The sequence below is a fragment of the Sulfitobacter sp. THAF37 genome (assembly GCF_009363555.1).
Taxonomy (GTDB): domain Bacteria; phylum Pseudomonadota; class Alphaproteobacteria; order Rhodobacterales; family Rhodobacteraceae; genus Sulfitobacter.
In genome coordinates, this window is sequence record NZ_CP045372.1 from 3371576 (window position 1) to 3391879 (window position 20304).

General features: G+C 62.4%; 18 protein-coding genes and 1 tRNA gene. 12 read left to right on the forward strand and 7 right to left on the reverse strand.

Annotated elements, in window-relative coordinates:
• Positions 1–101: 101 nt before the first annotated feature.
• On the forward strand, positions 102–1013 hold the full coding sequence (locus tag FIU94_RS16470) for a pirin family protein (protein ID WP_152466830.1): 912 nt from the start codon (positions 102–104) through the stop codon (positions 1011–1013).
• Positions 1014–1052: 39 nt separating this feature from the next.
• Here FIU94_RS16470 and FIU94_RS16475 read toward each other — a convergent pair whose 3' ends face one another.
• Positions 1053–1640: a TetR/AcrR family transcriptional regulator gene (locus FIU94_RS16475; RefSeq protein ID WP_152466831.1), complete on the reverse strand. Its 588-nt coding sequence runs from the start codon at positions 1638–1640 to the stop codon at positions 1053–1055.
• A gap of 77 nt (positions 1641–1717) precedes the next feature.
• Here FIU94_RS16475 and FIU94_RS16480 point away from each other — a divergent pair, with 77 nt between their 5' ends.
• From FIU94_RS16480 to FIU94_RS16515, 8 genes are all read left to right on the forward strand, one after another.
• Positions 1718–2008 (forward strand): hypothetical protein, encoded by a 291-nt coding sequence (locus tag FIU94_RS16480; protein ID WP_152466832.1) that lies wholly within the window; start codon positions 1718–1720, stop codon positions 2006–2008.
• A gap of 85 nt (positions 2009–2093) precedes the next feature.
• Positions 2094–3380 (forward strand): homoserine dehydrogenase, encoded by a 1287-nt coding sequence (locus tag FIU94_RS16485; protein ID WP_152466833.1) that lies wholly within the window; start codon positions 2094–2096, stop codon positions 3378–3380.
• 214 nt (positions 3381–3594) lie between these two features.
• On the forward strand, positions 3595–4629 hold the full coding sequence (locus tag FIU94_RS16490) for a hypothetical protein (protein ID WP_152466834.1): 1035 nt from the start codon (positions 3595–3597) through the stop codon (positions 4627–4629).
• 5 nt (positions 4630–4634) lie between these two features.
• Positions 4635–5285, forward strand: a complete 651-nt coding sequence (locus tag FIU94_RS16495; RefSeq protein ID WP_152466835.1) for a hypothetical protein — start codon at positions 4635–4637, stop codon at positions 5283–5285.
• Between the two features lie 120 nt (positions 5286–5405).
• The gene (glpX, locus tag FIU94_RS16500) at positions 5406–6374 is read left to right on the forward strand and encodes a class II fructose-bisphosphatase (RefSeq protein ID WP_152466836.1); all 969 of its coding nucleotides are present in this window, start codon (positions 5406–5408) and stop codon (positions 6372–6374) included.
• Between the two features lie 59 nt (positions 6375–6433).
• A complete protein-coding gene (gene recJ, locus FIU94_RS16505) occupies positions 6434–8173 on the forward strand; it encodes a single-stranded-DNA-specific exonuclease RecJ (RefSeq protein WP_152466837.1) in 1740 nt (579 codons plus the stop codon).
• A gap of 79 nt (positions 8174–8252) precedes the next feature.
• Positions 8253–8327 (forward strand) — tRNA-Glu (locus FIU94_RS16510).
• A 641-nt stretch (positions 8328–8968) separates the two neighbouring features.
• A complete protein-coding gene (locus FIU94_RS16515) occupies positions 8969–9859 on the forward strand; it encodes a hypothetical protein (protein ID WP_152466838.1) in 891 nt (296 codons plus the stop codon).
• 244 nt (positions 9860–10103) lie between these two features.
• Here FIU94_RS16515 and FIU94_RS16520 read toward each other — a convergent pair whose 3' ends face one another.
• The 5 genes from FIU94_RS16520 to FIU94_RS16540 all read right to left on the reverse strand — a co-directional run bounded on the left by FIU94_RS16520 (position 10104) and on the right by FIU94_RS16540 (position 14960).
• The gene (locus tag FIU94_RS16520; protein ID WP_152466839.1) at positions 10104–11594 is read right to left on the reverse strand and encodes a YfjI family protein; all 1491 of its coding nucleotides are present in this window, start codon (positions 11592–11594) and stop codon (positions 10104–10106) included.
• On the reverse strand, positions 11591–12472 hold the full coding sequence (locus FIU94_RS16525) for a toprim domain-containing protein (protein ID WP_152466840.1): 882 nt from the start codon (positions 12470–12472) through the stop codon (positions 11591–11593). Before FIU94_RS16525 ends, FIU94_RS16520 begins: the two co-directional genes overlap by 4 nt.
• 219 nt (positions 12473–12691) lie before the next feature.
• Positions 12692–12877, reverse strand: coding sequence for an AlpA family transcriptional regulator (locus tag FIU94_RS16530; RefSeq protein ID WP_152466841.1), 186 nt, complete (start codon positions 12875–12877; stop codon positions 12692–12694).
• A 95-nt stretch (positions 12878–12972) separates the two neighbouring features.
• Positions 12973–13650, reverse strand: coding sequence for a hypothetical protein (locus tag FIU94_RS16535; RefSeq protein WP_152466842.1), 678 nt, complete (start codon positions 13648–13650; stop codon positions 12973–12975).
• Positions 13647–14960: a site-specific integrase gene (locus tag FIU94_RS16540; protein ID WP_152466843.1), complete on the reverse strand. Its 1314-nt coding sequence runs from the start codon at positions 14958–14960 to the stop codon at positions 13647–13649. Before FIU94_RS16540 ends, FIU94_RS16535 begins: the two co-directional genes overlap by 4 nt.
• Positions 14961–15602: 642 nt before the next feature.
• Here FIU94_RS16540 and FIU94_RS16545 point away from each other — a divergent pair.
• The 3 genes from FIU94_RS16545 (at position 15603) to FIU94_RS16555 (ending at position 18875) form a co-directional block, all read left to right on the forward strand.
• Positions 15603–16364, forward strand: a complete 762-nt coding sequence (locus FIU94_RS16545) for a sugar transferase (RefSeq protein ID WP_254702567.1) — start codon at positions 15603–15605, stop codon at positions 16362–16364.
• A gap of 75 nt (positions 16365–16439) precedes the next feature.
• Positions 16440–17432, forward strand: coding sequence for a CpsD/CapB family tyrosine-protein kinase (locus tag FIU94_RS16550; RefSeq protein ID WP_152466844.1), 993 nt, complete (start codon positions 16440–16442; stop codon positions 17430–17432).
• A 117-nt stretch (positions 17433–17549) separates the two neighbouring features.
• Entirely contained in the window at positions 17550–18875 is a 1326-nt protein-coding gene (locus FIU94_RS16555) for a DUF874 domain-containing protein (RefSeq protein WP_152466845.1), read from the forward strand.
• A gap of 11 nt (positions 18876–18886) precedes the next feature.
• Here FIU94_RS16555 and FIU94_RS16560 read toward each other — a convergent pair whose 3' ends face one another.
• Positions 18887–20212 (reverse strand): oligosaccharide flippase family protein, encoded by a 1326-nt coding sequence (locus FIU94_RS16560; protein WP_254702568.1) that lies wholly within the window; start codon positions 20210–20212, stop codon positions 18887–18889.
• Between the last annotated feature and the right edge of the window lie 92 nt (positions 20213–20304).

Genomic DNA, 20304 nt, shown 5'->3' on the forward strand with positions numbered 1-20304 from the left:
AAACCTTTCGCATTTTTGCACAGCCCCCGTGCCTGCAACTCTCTTTTCAGGCCCGCGCTGCGCACCTATCTGTCTTGCAGCTTCAGACAAGGAGAATTGTCATGTCCCTCAGACCCACACTTGAGACCCGGCGCGCGATCCCCACGCTTGAAGGTGCGGGTGTCAAGCTGCACCGCGCCTTCGGCTTTCAGGATCCGTCCGAACTGGACCCTTTCCTGCTGTTCGACGATTTTCGCAACGAACGGCCCGAGGATTTCGAAAAAGGGTTCCCCTGGCATCCGCACCGGGGGATCGAAACCATTACATACGTGCTGGAAGGTACGGTGGAACACGGCGATTCGCTGGGCAACACCGGCACACTGGGCGCGGGTGACGTGCAATGGATGACCGCCGGGTCGGGCATCCTGCACCAGGAAATGCCCGCCGGAAACGCGCGGGGGCAGATGCATGGCTTCCAGCTTTGGGGGAACCTGCCATCGGCGCAAAAGATGACGGCACCGCGCTACCAGGATGTGACCGCGGCCGATATTCCGGTCGTGACGGACGACGACGGCACGCAGGTCAAGGTGATCACCGGGAACTTCTGGGGCAAGACCGGCCCGGTTGACGGGATCGCGGCAGACCCGCAGTACCTCGACATCACGGTGCCTGCGGGTGTGAAGAAGACCTTCCGCATCGACACATACCGCCGGGCCTTCGCCTATGTGTTCCAGGGGTCCGGTGCCTTTGCCGACGCGTCTGCCCCGTCCGGCGTGCTGCTGGAAAAGGAAGTGGCGGGCGAAGAGCTCAACATCCGCGACCTCAGCGGCGACCGCACCCTGATCCGGTTCGGCACGGGCGACGAAGTGACCGTGCAGGCCGGCGAGCAGGGTCTGCGCTTCCTGCTGATCTCCGGCGCGCCGATCGAAGAGCCTGTCGCCTGGCATGGGCCGATCGTGATGAACACCCGCGCCGAGCTGGAACAGGCCTTTGCCGACCTGCGCAACGGCAAGTTCATCCGCCCCGCGCATTGATGTGGAATATGGTGTGGGCGCCCGACAGGCCTGACGTGGTCAGGGCGCGGCGCCCACGGCCTTGCGCACCATTTCCCAGTATTGTGCGACGACCTCGTCCAGGGACAAACGGCCCGTTTCGCGGAACCAGGTGTTGATCCCGGTCAGCATCGCGATGATGGCCAGCGTCACGATCTTGGTGTCCTGAACGACAAAGGCACCGCTTTCGACGCCCAGGCGCAGAATATTCTCCAGCCGGTCCTCGTAGCTGCGGCGCAGGCGCTCGATTTCGGCAAAATTGGCCGGATCGAGGTTGCGCAGTTCCATATAGGCGATGAAGACCGCATCGGGCCGGTCCGCGTGAAATCGCATGTGGAACGACACGAAGGTTTCAAGTTGCGCCAGCGCGTCCCCCTTCGGATCGGGCAGCGCGCGCAGCAGCTCTTCCAGGTGGTCGCGCATCAGTTCGAACAGAAGCGTCTGCTTGTCCGGCGTGTAGTTGTAAAGCGCGCCTGCCTGAACGCCCACCTCTGCCGCGATGGCCCGCATCGACACGGCAGCATACCCGCCCTTGGCAAAGAGCCTGAGGGCCGCCGCACGGACCTTGGGCCCGGTGATGTCGGAATGTGAGCCTGCCGTGCGTGCCATGGGCCCTGATTAATGAACCCTTGTTCAAAAGCAAAGCCCGCTTGCGCTGTAAACCGCGCTGGTGCAAGAAAGTCTGCATGAGCATTCGCCCACAGATCGCCCTGCTGGTCGCCTGCGGCCTTGCCGCCTGCACCCAGTTTCCCGAGCTGGACAGGACGGTCTCGCCCGAACTGGCCGCCTCGGCCTATCCGGCGCTCGTTCCGCTGGAACCGGTGCTGGCGCAGGCCACCGCCGGGCGCGTCGATGCGCGCGCCACGCAGGCCGGTCTTGAGGCGCGGGTGGCGCGGCTGCGGGCACGGGCGGCACGGCTGCGCGGATCGGTCCTGACCGGCCGTGAACGCCAGCGTCTGGCCGAAGGTCTGCAATAACGTCGGTCCTGCGTTGCACGCCGCCGGTGAAACGGCTACATCGCGCTCAATTCCAGTCTCCGATCTCAGCCGAAGGATTCCGCCCATGTCTGACCAAATTCGCCTTGGTATCGCCGGTCTGGGCACGGTCGGGGTCGGCGTGGTGCGCATCGTCCGCCAACAGGCCGCCCTGCTGGAGGCGCGCACGGGGCGCAAGATCAGCATCTCTGCCGTGTCCGCCCGAACCCGCAACCGCGAACGTGGCGTCAGCCTGAACGGATACGACTGGGAAGACGACCCCGTCGCATTGGCCACCCGCGACGACGTCGATGTCTTTGTCGAACTCATGGGCGGGTCGGACGGCCCCGCAAAGGCAGCGACAGAAGCGGCGCTGAAGGCGGGCAAGCACGTCGTCACCGCCAACAAGGCGATGCTGGCCATCCACGGGCAGGCGCTGGCCGAATTGGCCGAAGCGCAGGAGCTGAGCCTGCGCTACGAGGCCGCGGTCGCGGGCGGCATTCCGGTGGTCAAGACCCTGCTGGAGGGACTGGCCGGAAACGGCATCACCCGCGTCATGGGCGTGATGAACGGGTCGTGCAACTATATCCTGACGCGCATGGAAAGCTCGGGACAGACCTATCAGGACATTTTCGCCGAGGCGGACGGCCTGGGCTATCTGGAAGCAGATCCGCAGCTGGACGTGGGCGGCATCGACGCGGCGCACAAACTGGCGATCCTGTCCACCATCGCCTTTGGCGCGCAGGTGGATTTCGACGGCATCCAGCTGGAAGGGATCGAACGCGTCACCATCGAGGACATCCGCGCCGCCGCCGACATGGGCTACAAGATCAAGCTGCTGGGTGTCGCACAGAAAACAGGGCGCGGGCTGGAACAGCGTATGCAACCCTGTCTGGTGCCCGAAACCTCCCCCCTCGGGCAGCTGGACGGCGGCACCAACATGGTGGTGCTCGAAGGCGATGCCGTGGGTCAGATTGTGCTGCGCGGCGCGGGTGCAGGCGAAGGTCCGACCGCCAGCGCGGTGATGGCCGATGTCTGCGACATCGCGCGGGGCACACGGCTGCCGGTCTTCGGCCAGCCAGCCAAGGGCCTTGTGCAGGCCCAGTCTGCCCAGTCCAAGACGCCAGCCCCCTACTATCTGCGCATGGCGCTGGTGGACAAACCCGGTGCCCTGGCCAAGATCGCGACGGTTCTTGGCGAGGCGGGTGTCAGCATCAACCGGATGCGGCAGTACGAACATGACGCCACATCCGCACCAGTACTGATCGTGACGCACAAGACCATCCCCGCCGATCTTCATCGCGCCATTGCCGCGATGGACGGCACCGGCGTGATGGCTGGCGCCCCTGTGGCCCTGCGGATCGAGGAAGTCTGAGGGCGGCGCGCCCCGATCCAAAAAACAACCGAAAAACAGGATATTAAGGGCCAAAGCTTGTCTGTGGCCCTTGCTTTTTGTGCTGAGTGGCCGGGTATGGATTCCCGTACTTGGCGAATTTCTACTCTCGGTTGATCGTCGTCCGGGGCGCCGGCTTCGCGATGCCAACATATTTCCAGACGCCCTTTCCATTTTGAGGAGAAGAATGATGCAAATGAATATTGAAGAGGTCCCTACGGCGATACGGCGCCGTGCGGCTCAATTGCTCGAAACCGTCAGGGGGACGGAAATGGATCCCACCGGCGGCAAGGCACGCCTGTCGCCTCAGGTCACGGCGCTGTTCCGGCCCGACATGGACGATGTGGCCTACTATGAGTTTGCCGTGGACCTGGGCCGGGGCGACGACCGGCTGACGGCGATCACCGGCAGGGGCGACAGGGACGGCAAGATGGGGATGCCTGCGGGCACCGGCTTCATCATTGCCGCCAGCAAGGGTCACGACCATCCCATCGCCCACTGGTCGCTGGACCGCGAACCGCCCAGCCGCCAGATTGCCATCGCGGCGGAAGAGAAAGGCAGCAGGGTCGCCCGTGTCTTCAAGGTCGATTCACTGTCCTACGTGGGCGAAACCGAGGATGGTGAGATGGCCGGCCAGACGGGCCAGTTGCCCCTGCCGATCGAAGGGCTGCCGGAGGATTTCGAAAAGGCGCGGGGCCGGATCTCTTCCACCCTGGTCCGACCGGCGCAGAAGCCCAAGGACGACACCGATCCCGGGAACAGCAAGCCCGAGACCGTAAATCGCGGCGCCCGCCCGCAGCGGGTCAAGCTGCGCGAGGTGGAAAGCTGGGCGCAGCTGCGCAAGGTCTATGCCAAGGCCTTCGGCCCCTTGCTCGGCAATCTCGCACGCAATGCCGCCCCCGCCTGGGAGATCGAGGACCTGGTCGCCAAAATGGGCGAAGGGGTCATGACAGGCAGCACGCACCGTGTTGCCCTGCTCGAATCCGACGCCGCCGTCGAGATTTCCGGCGAGGGCGCACGGCTGGTCAAGATCGAGCCGCTGGACACGCCCGAGGGCAGCGGCGCCGTGGCCCTGCACGTCGCGGATGAAAAGCTGGCGCACGAAGTCTCGTTCGAGATGCACATCTCCTACCGATCCGGCCTGCGCGAGACCCTGCTCTTTTTCGCAGTGTCGGAAACAACCCCGTCGGACCGCAAGCCCGACAGCGGCATGAACTTTTTCGAGGAGTGATTTCAATGGCCTATACATATTACTGGGCAGACGGCAGCGTCAGTGAGCAACCCTATAACCAATACACCGTCAACGGCTGCGCCATCGGCTGCGGGTCGCTGGCCTGGACCATCCTGTTTCTCTGGGGCGATCGCCAGGCCGGGACCGGCAACAGCTATTGGGCGCCGCGCTGGGGGCTCTACCGTCAGGACGGCGGCACCGGTGCCAACGTCATCTCACCCACCTCGCAGACCACCGGCGTCAACAACGTGATCGAAGAGATCGCGGACGATGTGGGCACCTTCTGCATTTTCGGCCAGGGCGCGACCTATCCTTGGGAAATGAGCGACGCGAGCGCCTATTTCGTGGGCCGCACCGGGACCAGCCTGACGACGCATTACAATTCGCTGGGCCTGTCGGAAAGCCGGTTGCGGGAATACGCGCGCAATTCGATCCGGGACAGGGACACGCCTGCGGTGATCGGTACGGGCTGGCTCAGTCACTACCCGGTGGCTTACGGCTATGCCTGGCAACGCCGGGTGGTGCGCAAGTGCTTTGTCTTCTGCTGGGACGCAACGGTCTACGACCGCTGGTTCTATGTGAACCAGGGCTGGGGGGGCAGCGGCAACGACTGGGTGCCCGCCGATACCTGGTTCGCGGGCGAGATATATCCCTGATATCAGGCACCCGGCCCGCGAAAGCGGGCCGGGGCATCGCCGCCCGCCCCCCGTGCGCTTGTACGAACGCGAATGGCGCGCTAGAGGACGAAGCAGCATTCAAACCAGCAAGGAATTCTCATGCCCACATCCGCCGATTTTCAAGACCGTATGCTGTCCCTGGGCCTGGCCCGCGTGTCGGAGGCAGCCGCGCTGGCTTCGGCCAAGCTGATCGGCAAGGGGGACGAGAAAGCCGCCGATCAGGCGGCCGTGAACGCCATGCGCACGCAGCTCAACATGCTGGACATCGCGGGCGTGGTTGTCATTGGCGAAGGCGAGCGGGACGAAGCGCCGATGCTTTATATCGGCGAGGAAGTGGGCACCGGCAACGGCCCCGGCGTGGACATCGCGCTGGACCCGCTGGAAGGCACCACGCTGACCGCCAAGGACATGCCCAACGCGCTGACCGTGATCGCCATGGGGCCGCGCGGGTCGATGCTGCATGCGCCGGACACCTATATGGACAAGCTTGCCATCGGGCCGGGCTATGCCGAGGGCGTTGTCACACTGGACATGACACCGGGCGAACGGGTCAAGGCGCTGGCGGCGGCCAAGGGCTGTGCGGTTTCGGACATCACGGTCTGCATCCTGGAACGCCCGCGCCACGAAGATATGATCGCCGAGGTCCGCGCCACCGGGGCCGCCATCCGGCTGATCACTGACGGCGACGTGGCGGGTGTCATGCATTGCGCCGACCCGCAGACCGGGATCGACATGTACATGGGCGCCGGTGGCGCACCCGAAGGCGTGCTTGCTGCGGCGGCGCTCAAATGCATGGGTGGGCAGATGTACGGCCGTCTGCTGTTCCGCAACGAAGACGAGCGTGGCCGCGCCAGCAAGGCGGGGATCACCGATTTCGACCGCGTCTATACCCGCGATGAAATGGTGACGGAGGATGTGATCTTTGCCGCGACCGGCGTCACCGGCGGAAACATCCTTCCCGGCGTGAAGCGCGAACCCGGATGGATGACCACCGAAACCCTGATCATGCGGTCCAAGACCGGTTCGGTCCGGCGCATCAACTACCGCACCCCGGTCGACAAGGGCTGACGCCGCGCCCCTGGCGGGCGGCGCGATGTGTATTTTTGGAACAATGAAACGGGGTGAAGGTGAGCTTTCTCGGCGTTGAGGCCTCTCTGACCGGGCGGCGCTGGGTCGGGCCCGGTGTCGATGCGGAGCGGTCCGCCGAGCTGCTGGTGCAGCGCACGGGCCTGCCGCAGGCGGTGTGCCAGGTTCTGGCCCGGCGAGGGGTTGCGCCCGAGGAGGCGGCGGGTTTCCTCGCCCCTGCCCTGCGCGACCTGCTGCCCGATCCCCGCAGCCTGCAGGACATGGAAAAGGCGGCGGCGCGGTTTCTCGCCGCTGTGGGGCAGCGCCAGCGAATCGCGATCTTTGCCGATTACGATGTGGATGGCGGCAGTTCCGCCGCCCTGCTGCTGACCTGGCTGCGCCAGATGGGCCATGGTGCGACGCTGTACGTGCCGGACCGGATCGACGAGGGCTACGGCCCCAATGACGAGGCGATGGCGGCGCTGGCTGCGGCGCATGACCTGATCGTCTGCGTCGATTGCGGCACGCTGTCCCATGGGCCGGTCGCGGCGGCAGCCGGGGCGGACGTTGTGATCCTGGATCACCACCTGGGCGGCGAGACCCTGCCCGATGCATTGGCCGTCGTGAACCCCAACCGCCAGGACGAGGATGGCACCCTGGCGCACCTCTGCGCGGCGGCGGTTGTCTTTCTGATGCTGGTCGAGGTGGGTCGGCAACTGCGTGACACGGGCCGCAAGGGCCCCGACCTGATGGCGATGCTGGATCTGGTGGCGCTGGCGACGGTGGCGGATGTGGCGCCGCTGATCGGCGTGAACAGGGCATTTGTCCGGCAGGGCCTCAAGGTCATGGCGCGGCGCGACCGGGTCGGACTGGCGGCCCTGGTCGACGTCGCCCGCATGGACACCGCCCCCACGGCCTACCACCTGGGCTTTCTGTTGGGCCCGCGCATCAATGCGGGGGGGCGCATCGGGCAGGCCGATCTGGGCGCGCGCCTTCTGGCGTCTGACGACCCGCACGAGGTGGCCGCCCTGGCCGAGCGGTTGGAAACGCTCAACACCGAGCGGCGCGACGTGGAAGCGGCGGTGCGCGCCGCCGCCCTGGCGCAGGCCGAAGCACGTGGCTTTGACGCGCCGCTGGTCTGGGCCTCGGGCCCCGGCTGGCATCCCGGCGTGGTCGGCATCGTGGCCTCACGGCTCAAGGAGGCTTCCAACCGCCCGTCGATCGTGATCGGTATCGAGGACGGCATCGGCAAGGGATCGGGCCGGTCGGTCAGCGGCATCGACCTGGGCGCCCCGATCCAGCGGCTGGCGGCAGAGGGGCTGCTGATCAAGGGCGGGGGGCACAAGATGGCCGCCGGTCTGACCGTGGCCGAGGACAAGCTTGACCTGGCGATGACGCGCCTGGGGGAGCTGTTGGCAAAACAAGGCGCGCATCTGGCGGGCCCCTCCGATCTGACTGTCAGCGGGCTTTTGATGCCGGGCGCCGCCTCGGTCGAGCTGGCGGAACAGATAGAGGAGGCAGGCCCCTTCGGCGCCGCCGCCCCTGCCCCGCGCTATGTCTTTGCGGACATGCAGATTCATTTCGCCAAACGAGTCGGTGAAAGCCACCTCAAGATCACGTTTGGCGACGGAATCGGCGCCAGGATGGATGCGATCTGCTTCGGGGCCTATGACACACCGCTGGGTGCGGCGCTGGAGGCACATGGCGGTGCACGGTTTCATCTCTCGGGGCGCCTTGACATCAACAGCTGGCGCGGTCGGCAAACCGTGCAACTGCGCCTGGAGGACGCCGCGCGCGCCTGAACGCAGAATATCGCGCCAAAGCGGAAATTTCTGCTTGCGTGCCCTGGCCGAAAACCCTAATGAACCGCTCACGACCAGTGGCCCGTTCGTCTATCGGTTAGGACGCCAGGTTTTCAACCTGGAAAGAGGGGTTCGATTCCCCTACGGGCTGCCACTAACCCAAATAAAATTGTTTTTATTCATCGGGTTGGCACAATCGCACGCTACTGCATCCCCCAGAATATCCCCCATCTAAACGGTGCTTGGCCCCGAAAATTGGAAGCGCTCAAGTTTTTGTGCCACTCACTTGCCTCGCGAATCTACAAGCCTGAAACGCAGCCTCGACCCGACACTTTTCGCGAAATCTTGCGCCGTTTCCTTGCAGCCGCCTTCCGGCACGCTTCACGACAGTATTGTGCGTCGGTTCGCTTATCCTCATTGAGTTCTTCACCGCACCAACGGCACACCCATGTGCCTGATGCGAAGCGGCGGGTCATCTTTATTGCCCTGTTCCGCCGATTACGGTTTTGCGGGCCTCGGCTTCCCGGCGGCCATGAAAAATACGGGATGAAGGTCGCAAGTAGTCGCCCCTCATACTCCTCCATCCATACGGTTCCCGGCTCTGGCGCTGGCATGTCAGTTCCTTTCTAATTTGCGGGTCAAAAGCGGGTTATGTTATTGATAATATGATTTTTTAATTTCTCTGACTAGGATTCCTGGCGGGGCTTGGAAATGTGGCGAGGCAGTGCTTGCTCGCCGATTGTGCTAGCTGTTAGCGTCTCTGAGCAAAGTGTTGCTATCGGAGATAGTCTGAGAATGATGAAAACACGTCAAGGGCGCATGTTAGGCTTAAACCTCGCTTTCTCATTGGCGCTGGACGTTGTTCTGGCTTACGCGGTCGCATCATTGTTAGGCCCCAATGATTTCTGGACTACGTTCTTCGTGATGTTGGGCATTTTTTGGTTTGGACCCATCCCTTTTGCAATCAAGGGCAATATCTACAAATTGCTCCTCCAGCAGTTCAACAAAAACTCAGTTCGCACTTCATTGGTCCAGTCTTTCCGCGAAGCTCAGTTGCCACTTCTTTCCGGGACGGAATTCAATGACCCGGCAGACCTGTACTTTCGAGAAGTTGCGAATGATGATGAGCTGCCCAAGAGTGCAAGGCTCTATGCAGGCGTTACCATGGGGCAAATGTCAATTCTGAATCAATATTCGATGGTAGACACCCTCATGCTCCACTCGAACTTAGATGCAGCACTGGCTCAGTATTTCGATGAAATGCGGCGCGACGGCGTGAAGCCTCACGGCTTAGATAACAAGGCCCTAAACGTTGGTAAAAACGAGGGAGAAGGCGACCTCGACGAACAAGCTGATTTGGTTGCGTCGGCAAAGCTAAATTCTGAAATCGGGCAAATATCGGCTAGAGCACTTCGCGAGGATGGTATTGACGATACACAAATGAACTACGAGCGCGATAAATACTTCGAGTACCGATCTCAAATCGAAGAGATAATGGAAAAAATGGGGGACGACTTTTATTTCGGGGCAGCGTTTCATCAGTATGCAAAACTTGTTTGCGCGGCGGGAGAGCCAGAACTCGCTATGCAATATCTGCCAAGGGTAGACGAAAATTTCCTTCAAAAATTTGTATTGCCTGATCTGCCCGAACTTGCGGAGTTAGCCTCAAGCGAAAAGAAAACGTAACCTTTTAGAACGGATTTCCGACAAGCTCGATAAAGGCAGCGCAGATTGCGCCGAGGACTTGCGACAATCGCGACACAGAGTGCGCAGCCGGGGCTTGTGTCGCAGAAGTCGCAAGGGGTTCTGCTACATCCGCTACAATCGCTACACGGGGCCGCAGTGTAGCAGATGTAGCGATTGTAGCATCGGGCCGGTGCCACTTTCGCGTTCCCCGCTCAGCTTTGCCAGTTCTGCCTTTGCATCAAACCTAATCGCCACAACTCCGCACAAGGTGCCATGCTTCTGCCCGCGCTGCCCCGCGCACCATGGTTCCTCCGGCCAGTCGCACCAGCCATCCATGCTTTTCGAGGATTCCCAGTGCAGCCCGTGCCTTCGGTGTCTCGCGTAGGGCGTTCGGTCCAAACTGCACCACATCACGGGCCATCACATCGGGATGTTCCCAGCTTTCCAAAAGCCAGCGTCGCAGGTTTTCAGCCTTGTCGATTTCGGCCGATACCGTTGCAGCACTTGCAAGCCGTGAAGCTTCGGAAAGATAGAATTGTGCCAATGTGATGGCGTCGGCCATATCGCTGGGCTGCACCTGATGGGCGTTGAGGTCGCGCCATAGGGTCAGCACGCCCGCGATGCGTGCCGCTTGTTCCGCCGCCTTGGATGCCGTGCCGGTGATATGCGCCAAGTCGCCACCGGGGGCTTGCGCGGCTTCGGTTGCATCGGCAAAGCCCGCCAAGAGCGTGCGGGCATCCGGGGCAAGGCCAAGGATGCGCGGTTGCAATTCGCGGGCGTCCGGGTCCATCGGCATCGGCGTTTCGAGGATGGCGCGCAGCCGTGCGCCGAATGCCCCAAGCGCCATATCATCGCGCCGCGTGTTTGCTTGCATCCGGGTTCCGATGGCGCTGGGCGGTTCGCACATCAGGAAGCGGGGCAGAAAGCCCGTATCCGCCGCCAGAGGGTCAGCCATGAAGCCCCGCGCCACGGTCGGCTGCACCATCAGGTGTACCGCCAGCCGCCGCCCGTAGAGCGTCGCGTGTCCATCCCCCGAGCGTGTGCGCCGGATCGGGTTCCCTTGCCAAAGGTCATTCAACGCAGCCAGGGTCTTTTGCCGGTTGTCCGAGTTCATGGCGTGCCCGCCAAGGAATTGCCCGCCTTCATCCGAGAATAGGCCAAGGCTGGGCTGGCCCGTTGCGAATAGCTTGGTTAGCCCTTCGAATGTCGGTTCCGTCACGGTTCGGTCAGCCGATGGCGGGGCGTCGGGTTCCGGCCCCAGCGCTTCCAGGTCGGCTTGTGCCGCTGTGCGCTTTTCGCCTTTGGCTTTTTTGGCTTCCACAAGGATGCGGTCGTGTTCCCCCTTCCAAAGCGCTTGCGCATTGCGCCAGATTTCCATTGCGTCGCGCTGGACGGTTGCCTGTTCCCGCTCATGGTCGCGTAACGCCGCCATCAGCGGGGCGTCGCAGGCGGATTTGCGTTCTCCGCTTCGGGCGATGGTCAGCGCGTAGAGCGACAGCGCACGCGGCCCACCCAGCGTGTCCACTTCGGCAAAGCCCTGCACGGCCAGTGACGCCACCGACAGCGCCGATTGCGCCGGGATGGCAAGCGGGGCTTGCGTGATCCCCTGCACCGCCTCCACGGCCCCGCGCAGAGGTCCCAGAGCGTGAACAGGATAGGCTGCGCCGGGGGCGATGTCGCGAACCAGCGGTTGCGGCCCTTCGGGCAAGTATTGGATCGGCTGGGGCGCATTCATGCGGCTTCCCCTTTCATGGTCAGAATGTCATTCCAGTCGCGGCCATCGGGGGCAGGCAAGAGCGACACTTGCCAGCCCAGCGCGTGCGCCCGTGCCGCCAGTGCGGTTGCAGCTTCACGGCCCGCCATGTCGCCATCGGGGGCAATGGTCAGTCGCCCCGGATGGTCAGGAAGGCGCAACCCCCGGATGCCGGATGTGGATAGCGCTGCCCAAACGTTCGCAGGCGTGCGCAGAAGGCCAGAGGCAAGCGACAAGGCGGTCTCGATGCCTTCGGCCACCACAAGCGGCCCAGGCTCCCCAGTGAGTCGCACAGCGCCACCAGCGACGGCCCCCAGCATCGCCTTCGCGGGGTCAATGTCGGCCTTGCCCGAGCCATCGGCGCGCAGATAGGTGCGATGTACGGCAACACCTGCGCCGCCCTCTACCAAAGCCACCAACGCGGGATAGCGTTTGCCGGTGGCGTGCCAGCACTGCGGATCAAAGCGCAAGGTGTCAGGAAGGGGGCAGGTAATGCCCCGCCCCCTCAAATAGCTTTCCGCAGCGGTGCCCGCGACAGGCTGCGCGCCCATCCACAGACGGTGCGCCTGCTGCGCACGCTTTGCCTCTGCGCGGCGTTGCTCGGATGCACGCTGTGCGATGATTGCAGGATCCGGCGGCGTATAGGCATCGCGGGTGATGCCCGCCGCCGCAGCGATGTTGCGATATTCACACCCGGTTTTCTTACAGTGCAGCAGCAGCATGCCGCCAGTGCCATCGGCCAAAGTCAGCGCGTTCTGCGTTGTGCGCCCTTCACACTGGCAAACCGGGCAGGCCGCGCAGCCGTAGCGGCCAAACCATTTGCCGCGAAGGGTTTGAGTCAGGTGCTTTGCATCCACCATTACAATGCCCCCCAGATCAGGGCAGCCAAGACGTGCGCCTGCGCCTCGGTCACACCATGCAGGCGGCGCAGGTAGTGAATCTGCAGCCTGTTCGAGCCGTTGTGGCGCGCTGATTTCTGTTGTGGTATCATTTGGGTATTCGCCGCATTTGCATGGCAATCTACCCGGCCCGGTTCCTGCGCAAACAGGTTCCGGGCCAATTCATTTCCGACGCTCATATCATGCGACCTTCGTTTCGCGGGCATCCAGCCAAGCGGTAATGTCGCTTTCCTTCCAAGCGACCAGACGCGTGCCAAGTTTGACGGGATGCGGGAATTCCCCGCGCTTCATCCATTCATAAATCGTGCTGCGGGAAAGCCCTGTGCGCGTTTCTACGCAGGGTCGGCGCAAGAGTGTCTCAGCCATATTTTGTTAACTCCAACAGGCCACAGCGGGATTGCCGTAGCATCTGTCGGAACGGTAGGTTCTCAGGTCACCGACATCGAAAGGAGTTAATTACCCTACTTTTCGCATTTTTCCCGGCACACTTCGCGCGCCCAAGTCTCAGGGCTAGCGTCTATCGACAGGCAGTCAAAGATGTCCTTAAGAAAGTCAAGGAATGGACCATAAGCTTTGCCGTCCGTCGTCGCCACAGATGGCGTTTTTCCGGCTAATATTCTAAACGCATCGTACGCCTTGCGCGAAGTAAAATGCGCTCCTGTTTTCTGTCGCGCACCCACACCGGTGTTTCGCTTCGCATTCTCATCTAATGCCGACATCACGGGTGCGGCGTTCGGGTGGATATCCTCAGCACATTTCGTGAGCCGTTCCGCTAACGCTTGGAGAAAGCCAGCCAAAAACGGACCGGAGTCCAGCGCGCCCATAAGGGGCAAGCCGGGCAGATCTTCGTTCATTTGTCGCACTTCTCGAGAAATTATAGTCAGCGACTTGCCCCCATGCCAGCCGAGCCCTTCAAGTTTCTTCGCCGCAATTCGAAGGTTTTTGGCCGCAGCGTCAAGCTGTTCACTATCGTTTATCGGGCGCTTATCGCTGCGCTCAAGCCGCTCCATTGAATTAGCAGCGGAAGCGTGTTCGTAGATATCATCCGCCCATTCTTCTACAGATTTTACGTCCACATCGGGAAAATGTTTTGAGAGGGCAATCTTCAAGGCTGGAATAGCATCCACCCAGTGTCTCATCTTACGCTCCCAAGTCTCGTAACCTTTTCGTTTGTATCCGTCCTATCACAGAGGAACGCGCCCCAAGCCGCCATCATATCGCGCCGCCGTTCCAGCATATCGCTGCGCTGATACGCGCGTTCCACATCGGATCCTATGAAGTGCGCCAAGGCGATTTCGGCCATATCGCGGGGGTAACCTTGTTCCGCAGCCCATTGCCGGAATGTCGAACGCAGTCCATGCGGCACGGCGGGGCGTTTGCTGCGCGGATCGACAAAGCCAGCGCCGCCTGCCCTCACTTCGCTTTCCTGCATTCGACGCATTACAGCAGAAATGGACATATCCGATAGCATCCCGCCGCGCGGGGCAAAAAACACATAGGGGCTGCCGTCCATGCGGGGTAGGCTTTGCAATAGGGCCACCGCATCGGGCGTCAGGGGTACGCGATGTTCGCGGTCAGCCTTCATCCGCGATGCGGGCACGGTCCATGTAGCGGAAGTCGCAACTGTCGCAAGGGTGCGCCCGCCGGTTCCATCATCGCCGCCAAAGGCGATTTCATCCCAGGTCATGCCCCGCACCTCGCCAGAGCGGGCGGCGGTCAGCGCAAGAAACTGCAATGCTTTCGTCGCCATCCCGTCACGCGTTTCCAATTTCCTCCACCAACGAGCCACATCGCCCAACGCCAGCGACGGCTGATTCTGCACCGGCGCCACCTTGCCGGGGGCTGGCAACAGTTCCTTGAGATTGCCCGACCAGCGCGCCGGGTTGTCGCCCGTCCGGTGCCCCGACACAGTGCACCAACTTAAGACAGCTTCGACACGCCCGCGAAGTTTTTTCGCGGTCACAGTGCGTTCGCGCCAATGTGGTTCCAGCATTCGCAAAACGTCGGCAACTTCGATGTTGCGCACTGACATAGAGCCAAGCGTCGGCATCGCCAGCCGATCCAGCGACGACACCCATTGCTTGCGGTGCTTTTCGCTCTTGAATTCCTTGAGTTTCACGGCGGCGTAAATCTCTACAGCCTGCGCGAATGTCAGGTTTCCGCGTTCCGCCCGCTTTTCGGCAAGCGGATCGCCACCCAGCATCGCCTTGCCCCGATTCTCAAGCGCCAACTTGCGCGCAACGGCCAGCGATATGGCGGGCGGGCTGCCCAGGCCAAGTTCGCACCGCTTCCCGCGAATCGTGATGCGCTGGACCCATTGCTTCGCGCCATTTTTTGCCACGCGCAGGAAAAGCCCTTGGCCATCAAAGTGCTTGCCCGGTTCGGTGACGGTTTCGACGAAGCGCGCCGACAATGCCTTTTCTGGCTTCCTGCAACTTATCTGCGCCATTTATATCCCCCAAAACATCCCCCACGTTGACGCGGATCAGTACGGAATATGACGGAACACGGTGCACAATGAAAGTGTTTTTATCATTTAGATTCAATTACCTTAAACGCACATCCCGGAATCTTGCGGAACAGGGCGGGGCGGCCCTACGGGCTGCCACTTTTCCCTGTTTTCGAATTTGACTGCTCCTTGGCAGGCCTGCCCTTGGATTTGCAGGGCAGTTTCGCGCTGCGGCATATGACCCAGGGGATGTGAATTGGCAGACAATCCTGGGCGCTCTCTGCCATTGAGCACCTCGTTTCGTGCCATTATCTTGCAAAGCAGTGTTCTTTTCCCGCAAAGCGCGAAATTCTGGCTTTTTTTGCCTCTGAAACAAATTGTTTCTGAGAAATAAGGCCATTTATGGCGAGAATGTGCCTATATTCGACCCAGGCCGTGTTGTCCGCGCTGCGCGGCCAAAAAACGGCAATCGCGTTTGCGCGAATTTAATGGGTGCCCACTGTAAAACGCCGCGGATGGGGCGTATGAATCGCCGGGAACACTGCCTTTTTCTAGTGATCTGGGCAGTTGAGTAACGAGTGACAGCTCTATGCGCAATTCTCCGCATAGGACAACATATTAGTGCGACCCTGGGGGGTTGTGATGAAGAAGTTTCAAATGGATCGACCGGGTTACGGCCTTGTTGATCTCGTTCAGCAGCGATCCGCCGCGCCAACCTATTCGGGCGATCGCGGCAAGCAAGCGCGGGCCGCGCCGCTTTGGGAGGCGGCGATTGCGCGCAAGTACACCCGGTCCAGGCCGTACCGCCACGGTTTCAAGCGTCTGATGGATCTGGCACTGGTCGTTCTGGCGATGCCGATATGGGTGCCTGTCATCGCGGTTTGCGCTCTGGCCCTGTGGATTGAGGGCGGCCAGCCGCTTTACCGCCAGGACCGGCTGGGCCGCGGCGGGCGCACCTTTTCAATCATCAAGCTGCGTACAATGGTGCGTGATGCGGAAAGGGCGCTTCAGGACCTGCTGGCACAGGATCCGGAGATGAAGGCGGAATGGGACGCCCTGCAAAAGCTGCGGAACGACCCGCGCATTACGCCTGTGGGACGCTTTCTGCGCGCCACGTCGCTGGATGAATTGCCACAGCTGATCAATGTCCTGACCGGTGAGATGTCGCTGGTGGGGCCCCGACCCATGATGGTTGACCAGCTGGATCTCTATGGCAACCCGCGTGCCTATTTCGCGGTGCGTCCCGGCCTGACAGGCCTTTGGCAGGTCAGCGCCCGCAACAACAACAAATTTACCTATCGGCACGGTGTGGATGAAGCCTATGAAAACGCATTGTCGCTGAAACTGGACCTCACGATCCTGTACAAGACGGTCGGTGTCGTACTGCGCCGGACGGGGTACTGACGATGCTTGGCTTTTGCACCGGGCAACACTGTGGTAAGATAATGAACTATGCCAGACACCCCCAAGGAGGCCGAAATGAAGGATAATCTTCTCAGGGCCGACAGGATGGAGATCGGCGCGGAGGATGCTGACTGGACCCGTACCGGCGGGTTGCGGCACAGTATTCGCCCCCGCCATCGCGGGAGCGATGAAGCCCCCGCCGAGGCGCCCCCCGATCAGCGCCTGACAGTTCGGCATCAAGACGCGCCTTCCGGGCACAGGACCGCTGATGTGGCTGAAAAGGCCTTGCAGACGGCGGCAGTGTCCAAGGCAGACAGGGCAATCCACGAATCCGCGTCTGCCGAGCTGACAGAACGGGACGTCCCGCAATGGAACAATCTGGTACTTGTGGCGCCCGGCGCGCGGAACAGGCACAGCACACCCCTTCCAGTGGTCGATGCCGAACGCGACAGCCTTGAGGTGCAGGCTTTTGACCTGCTGCGTACCCGCCTGCGCAAGACCACCAGTGAAAATGGCTGGAGCAACATCGCGATCTCTGCGCCCTCCCGTGGTTGCGGCAGCACGTTCACTGCGCTGAACCTCGCGCTCAGCCTGTCGCGGATCGAAGGGTCGCGCACCGTGTTGATGGACCTCAATCTGCGCGCGCCCGGTGTGCATCGGGCTCTGGGCCTTACCCCTCCCGGCGAGATGCGCGATTATCTGATCGGTGAGACAGCTCTTGCGGATCAAATTCTGCGTGTCAGCGACACCCTGGCGCTGGGGCTGAACGCCCAGGCCGACCCGGACGCCGCCGAAACGCTTCAGAATCCCGACCTGTCCCGCATCCTGGATCAGATGCGCGCGGCGCTTCGGCCCAACCTGGTGATCTACGACATGCCGCCCATGTTGGGGCATGACGATGTGTCGGCCTTCCTGCCGCAGCTCGACGGCATCTTACTGGTGTCGGACGGCAAGCAAACGACGGCCCGCCAGCTGGTAGAATGCGAGCGCATGCTGGACGGGCAGGTCCCCCTGCTGGGCGTGGTGCTGAACCGGGCCCGCAAGAACAGCCTGCGGCGCGACAGGTAACGCGGACGATCAGGCACATTTGCGCCTCAACTTCGCCCGAATTTCCTGCTGTAAGTCCGAAAAACCCCAAGTCGGCCTGACCGGCACAGGGGTCATTTGCATTGAGGTGACGCGTTCATGGGGCCGATCTATTCCCTGGCAGACTTTCTGGACATGGTGCGCCGTCGCATCGGGGTGATCTCTTTCGTGTTCATCGTCGGATGTTTCCTGTCGCTCTACTGGGCGCTGACGCAGCCGCATGTCTATGAATCGGCCGAAGTCATCCAGATCGAACAGCCCAAGATCGCCGGGTCGCTGGCCCCCTCCACGGTCGAGGCATCCTCGGCCCGCCGCCTGCAACTGATCCAGCAGCAGCTGATGGCACGCGACAGCCTGGCGGAGATGATCGCGAAATTCGACCTTTTCGCCGACGTGCCTGCCCTCCGCCTGTCCGAAAAGGTGGATCTGCTGCGCCGCTCGGTGACGATCAACGGGGTTGCCGCCACGCGCGAGGGGTTTGCTGACGACGGCACCATCGCGGTGCTGACGATTACGGCCCGACTGGGAGACCCCGAAAAGGCGCGGGCCGTCGCGCATGAATTTGCGGACCGGACCCGCGACCTTGCCGCCGCGCAGCGGCGCGAACAGACCCGCGAAACGCTCGAATTCTTCTCGGCCCAGGAGGAAAAGCTGATCGCGGATATCGCGCAGCTGGACGAGGAGCTGGCCGCCTACCGCAGCGCAAACGACCTCTCCATCGAAGGCAGCCTTGAATTTGTCCGCTCGGAGATCGCCAGCATCAACGACGCCCTGCTGGAGCTGGACCGCGAGATCATCGCGACGCAGCTGGCCCGCAGCCGGATCGACCGCAATGCCCGCGCCGAGACCATCGCCCGCGAAGAGGCCGACCTGGATGCGCAGCTGGACAGCCTGAACACCCAGCGCCAGCTGCTTCAGGACCGCCGGGCAGACCTGGCGTCAAGCATCGAGACCTCCCCGGAAGTGGAACAGACGCTGACCAAGTTCCAGCGCCGGATGGAGCAGCTTCAGGGCCAGCTCGACGTGATCGCCACCCGCCGCAACGAGGCCGAAGTGGGCTATTCACTGGAAACCGCCGCACGCGGTGAGCAGCTGATCACATTGGAAGAGGCGCGGGTACCCGACTATCCCGTGAGCATGAGCCGCAAGAAACGCGCGGTCATGGGCGCCGGCGCCGCCTTGATGCTGGGGCTGGCGATCGCGTTCCTGCTGGAACTGCGCCATCCCGTGATCCGGACGGCCCGCCAGATGGAGCGTGAGACCGGTCTTGTTCCGGTCGTCTCGATCCCCGAGGTCGGGAAGATCAGGCAGCGCAAAGGGCTGTCGAAGCTTTGGCAGGACCGGCGCGAGGCCGGCCAGCATGGGCGGAATGCCCGTCTGGCCCGTGGCAAGCAGATACCGGGCAAGGCCGAACCCCAAAGGTAGCGGCCCGCCCCCTACGCCGACGCGGCAAGTGCCCGCAATGCGCCCATATGCAACCAGACCGCAAGCACAGCGGCCACCCCCCCCAAGGCAAAGAACAGCAGGTCGTGGCGGGCATCCCAGACACCATGTGCCCGCGCCAGCCAGATCAGACACAGATGCGACAGGGCCATTGCCATCCCCATGCCCAGAATGGCCCCGACAAGCCCGCCATAGAGCGCCCCCAGCAACAGCAACGACACCTGCAAGGTCGAGCGCAGGGCGGAATAGACGAAAAAGCGCCGCGAATCTCCCGCCGCAAGTGCGGCCTGATCGTAGGTCATCCCGATGACCTGCGGGATCAACGCCAGTCCCAGCAGCACCACGACCCCGCCCGCATCGGCATAGCGGCTGTCATACAGCAGATCGACCAGCCAGGGCCCGATCAGGGCCATCACCACCAGCATGCCGCCGATGCCCAGGGTCAGACCGTAGCGCAGCCGGGCAAGCCGGTGCGGCTCCGCCCCTTCGCGGTAGACCGGGATCATCACCCTGCCCGTCACGTTCAGCCCCAGCAACAGCGGGAAACTGGCCAGGAAATAGCCGATGTTGTAGATGCCCAGCGTCTCCAACGTCAGGAACTTGCCCAGGATCGCCTTGTCGCCCTGGCTGGCAAAGAACCAGAACAGGGTCGACAGGAAGATCCACTTGCCGAAATGGATCAGCTCGCTGGCTGCGGTCTTTTCCCACCGAAAGCGGTTGCGCAGGCCCGGCAGGCCATAGTGGGTCAGCAGCAGTTTGGCCCCCGCCCCGACCACGCCGCCGATGACCAGCGCCAGAACCGATTCCATCACAACCGCAAGACCGATCATGACCACGATCCCGACCACCTGAGACGCCAGGTCCAGTACCGTCAGCCGTCCCACCAGCAGGTGCCGCTGGGCGGTTTCGATCCGCGTCGGGTTGAAACCGCCAAGGATCAGCGCAAGCGCCGCAATGGGCAGGTAGCGCGCAAGGTCCGGCTGGTCGTAGAACACCGATACCGGATAGGCCATCCCGCAGGCGACGACCCACAGCAGGATGCCGCGGATGACCTGAATGCTCCAAGCGGTGTTCAGGAAATCCGGATCGTCGCCCCGCTTGCTCTGCGAGATCGAGGGCGTGATGCCCACGTCCGAGAACAGCGTCAGCCCCACGGTGATCACGCTGATCAACGCCATCAGGCCAAAGGCCTCCGGGTACAGCAACCGGGTGAGGATCAGGTTCGAAGCCAGCCGTATCGCCTGCGACGCGCCGTAGCCCAGCACGATCCACGAGGCGGAGCGCAGCGCACGGGCCATCAGGCGATTGCCTTTCAGCATGTCAAAAACCCGCGCAAACACTCAAGAACCGCCTCACTTATGCCTCAGACGCTGCATAATGCGTCCTTGCGTCCTGTGCCAGCACCATGACA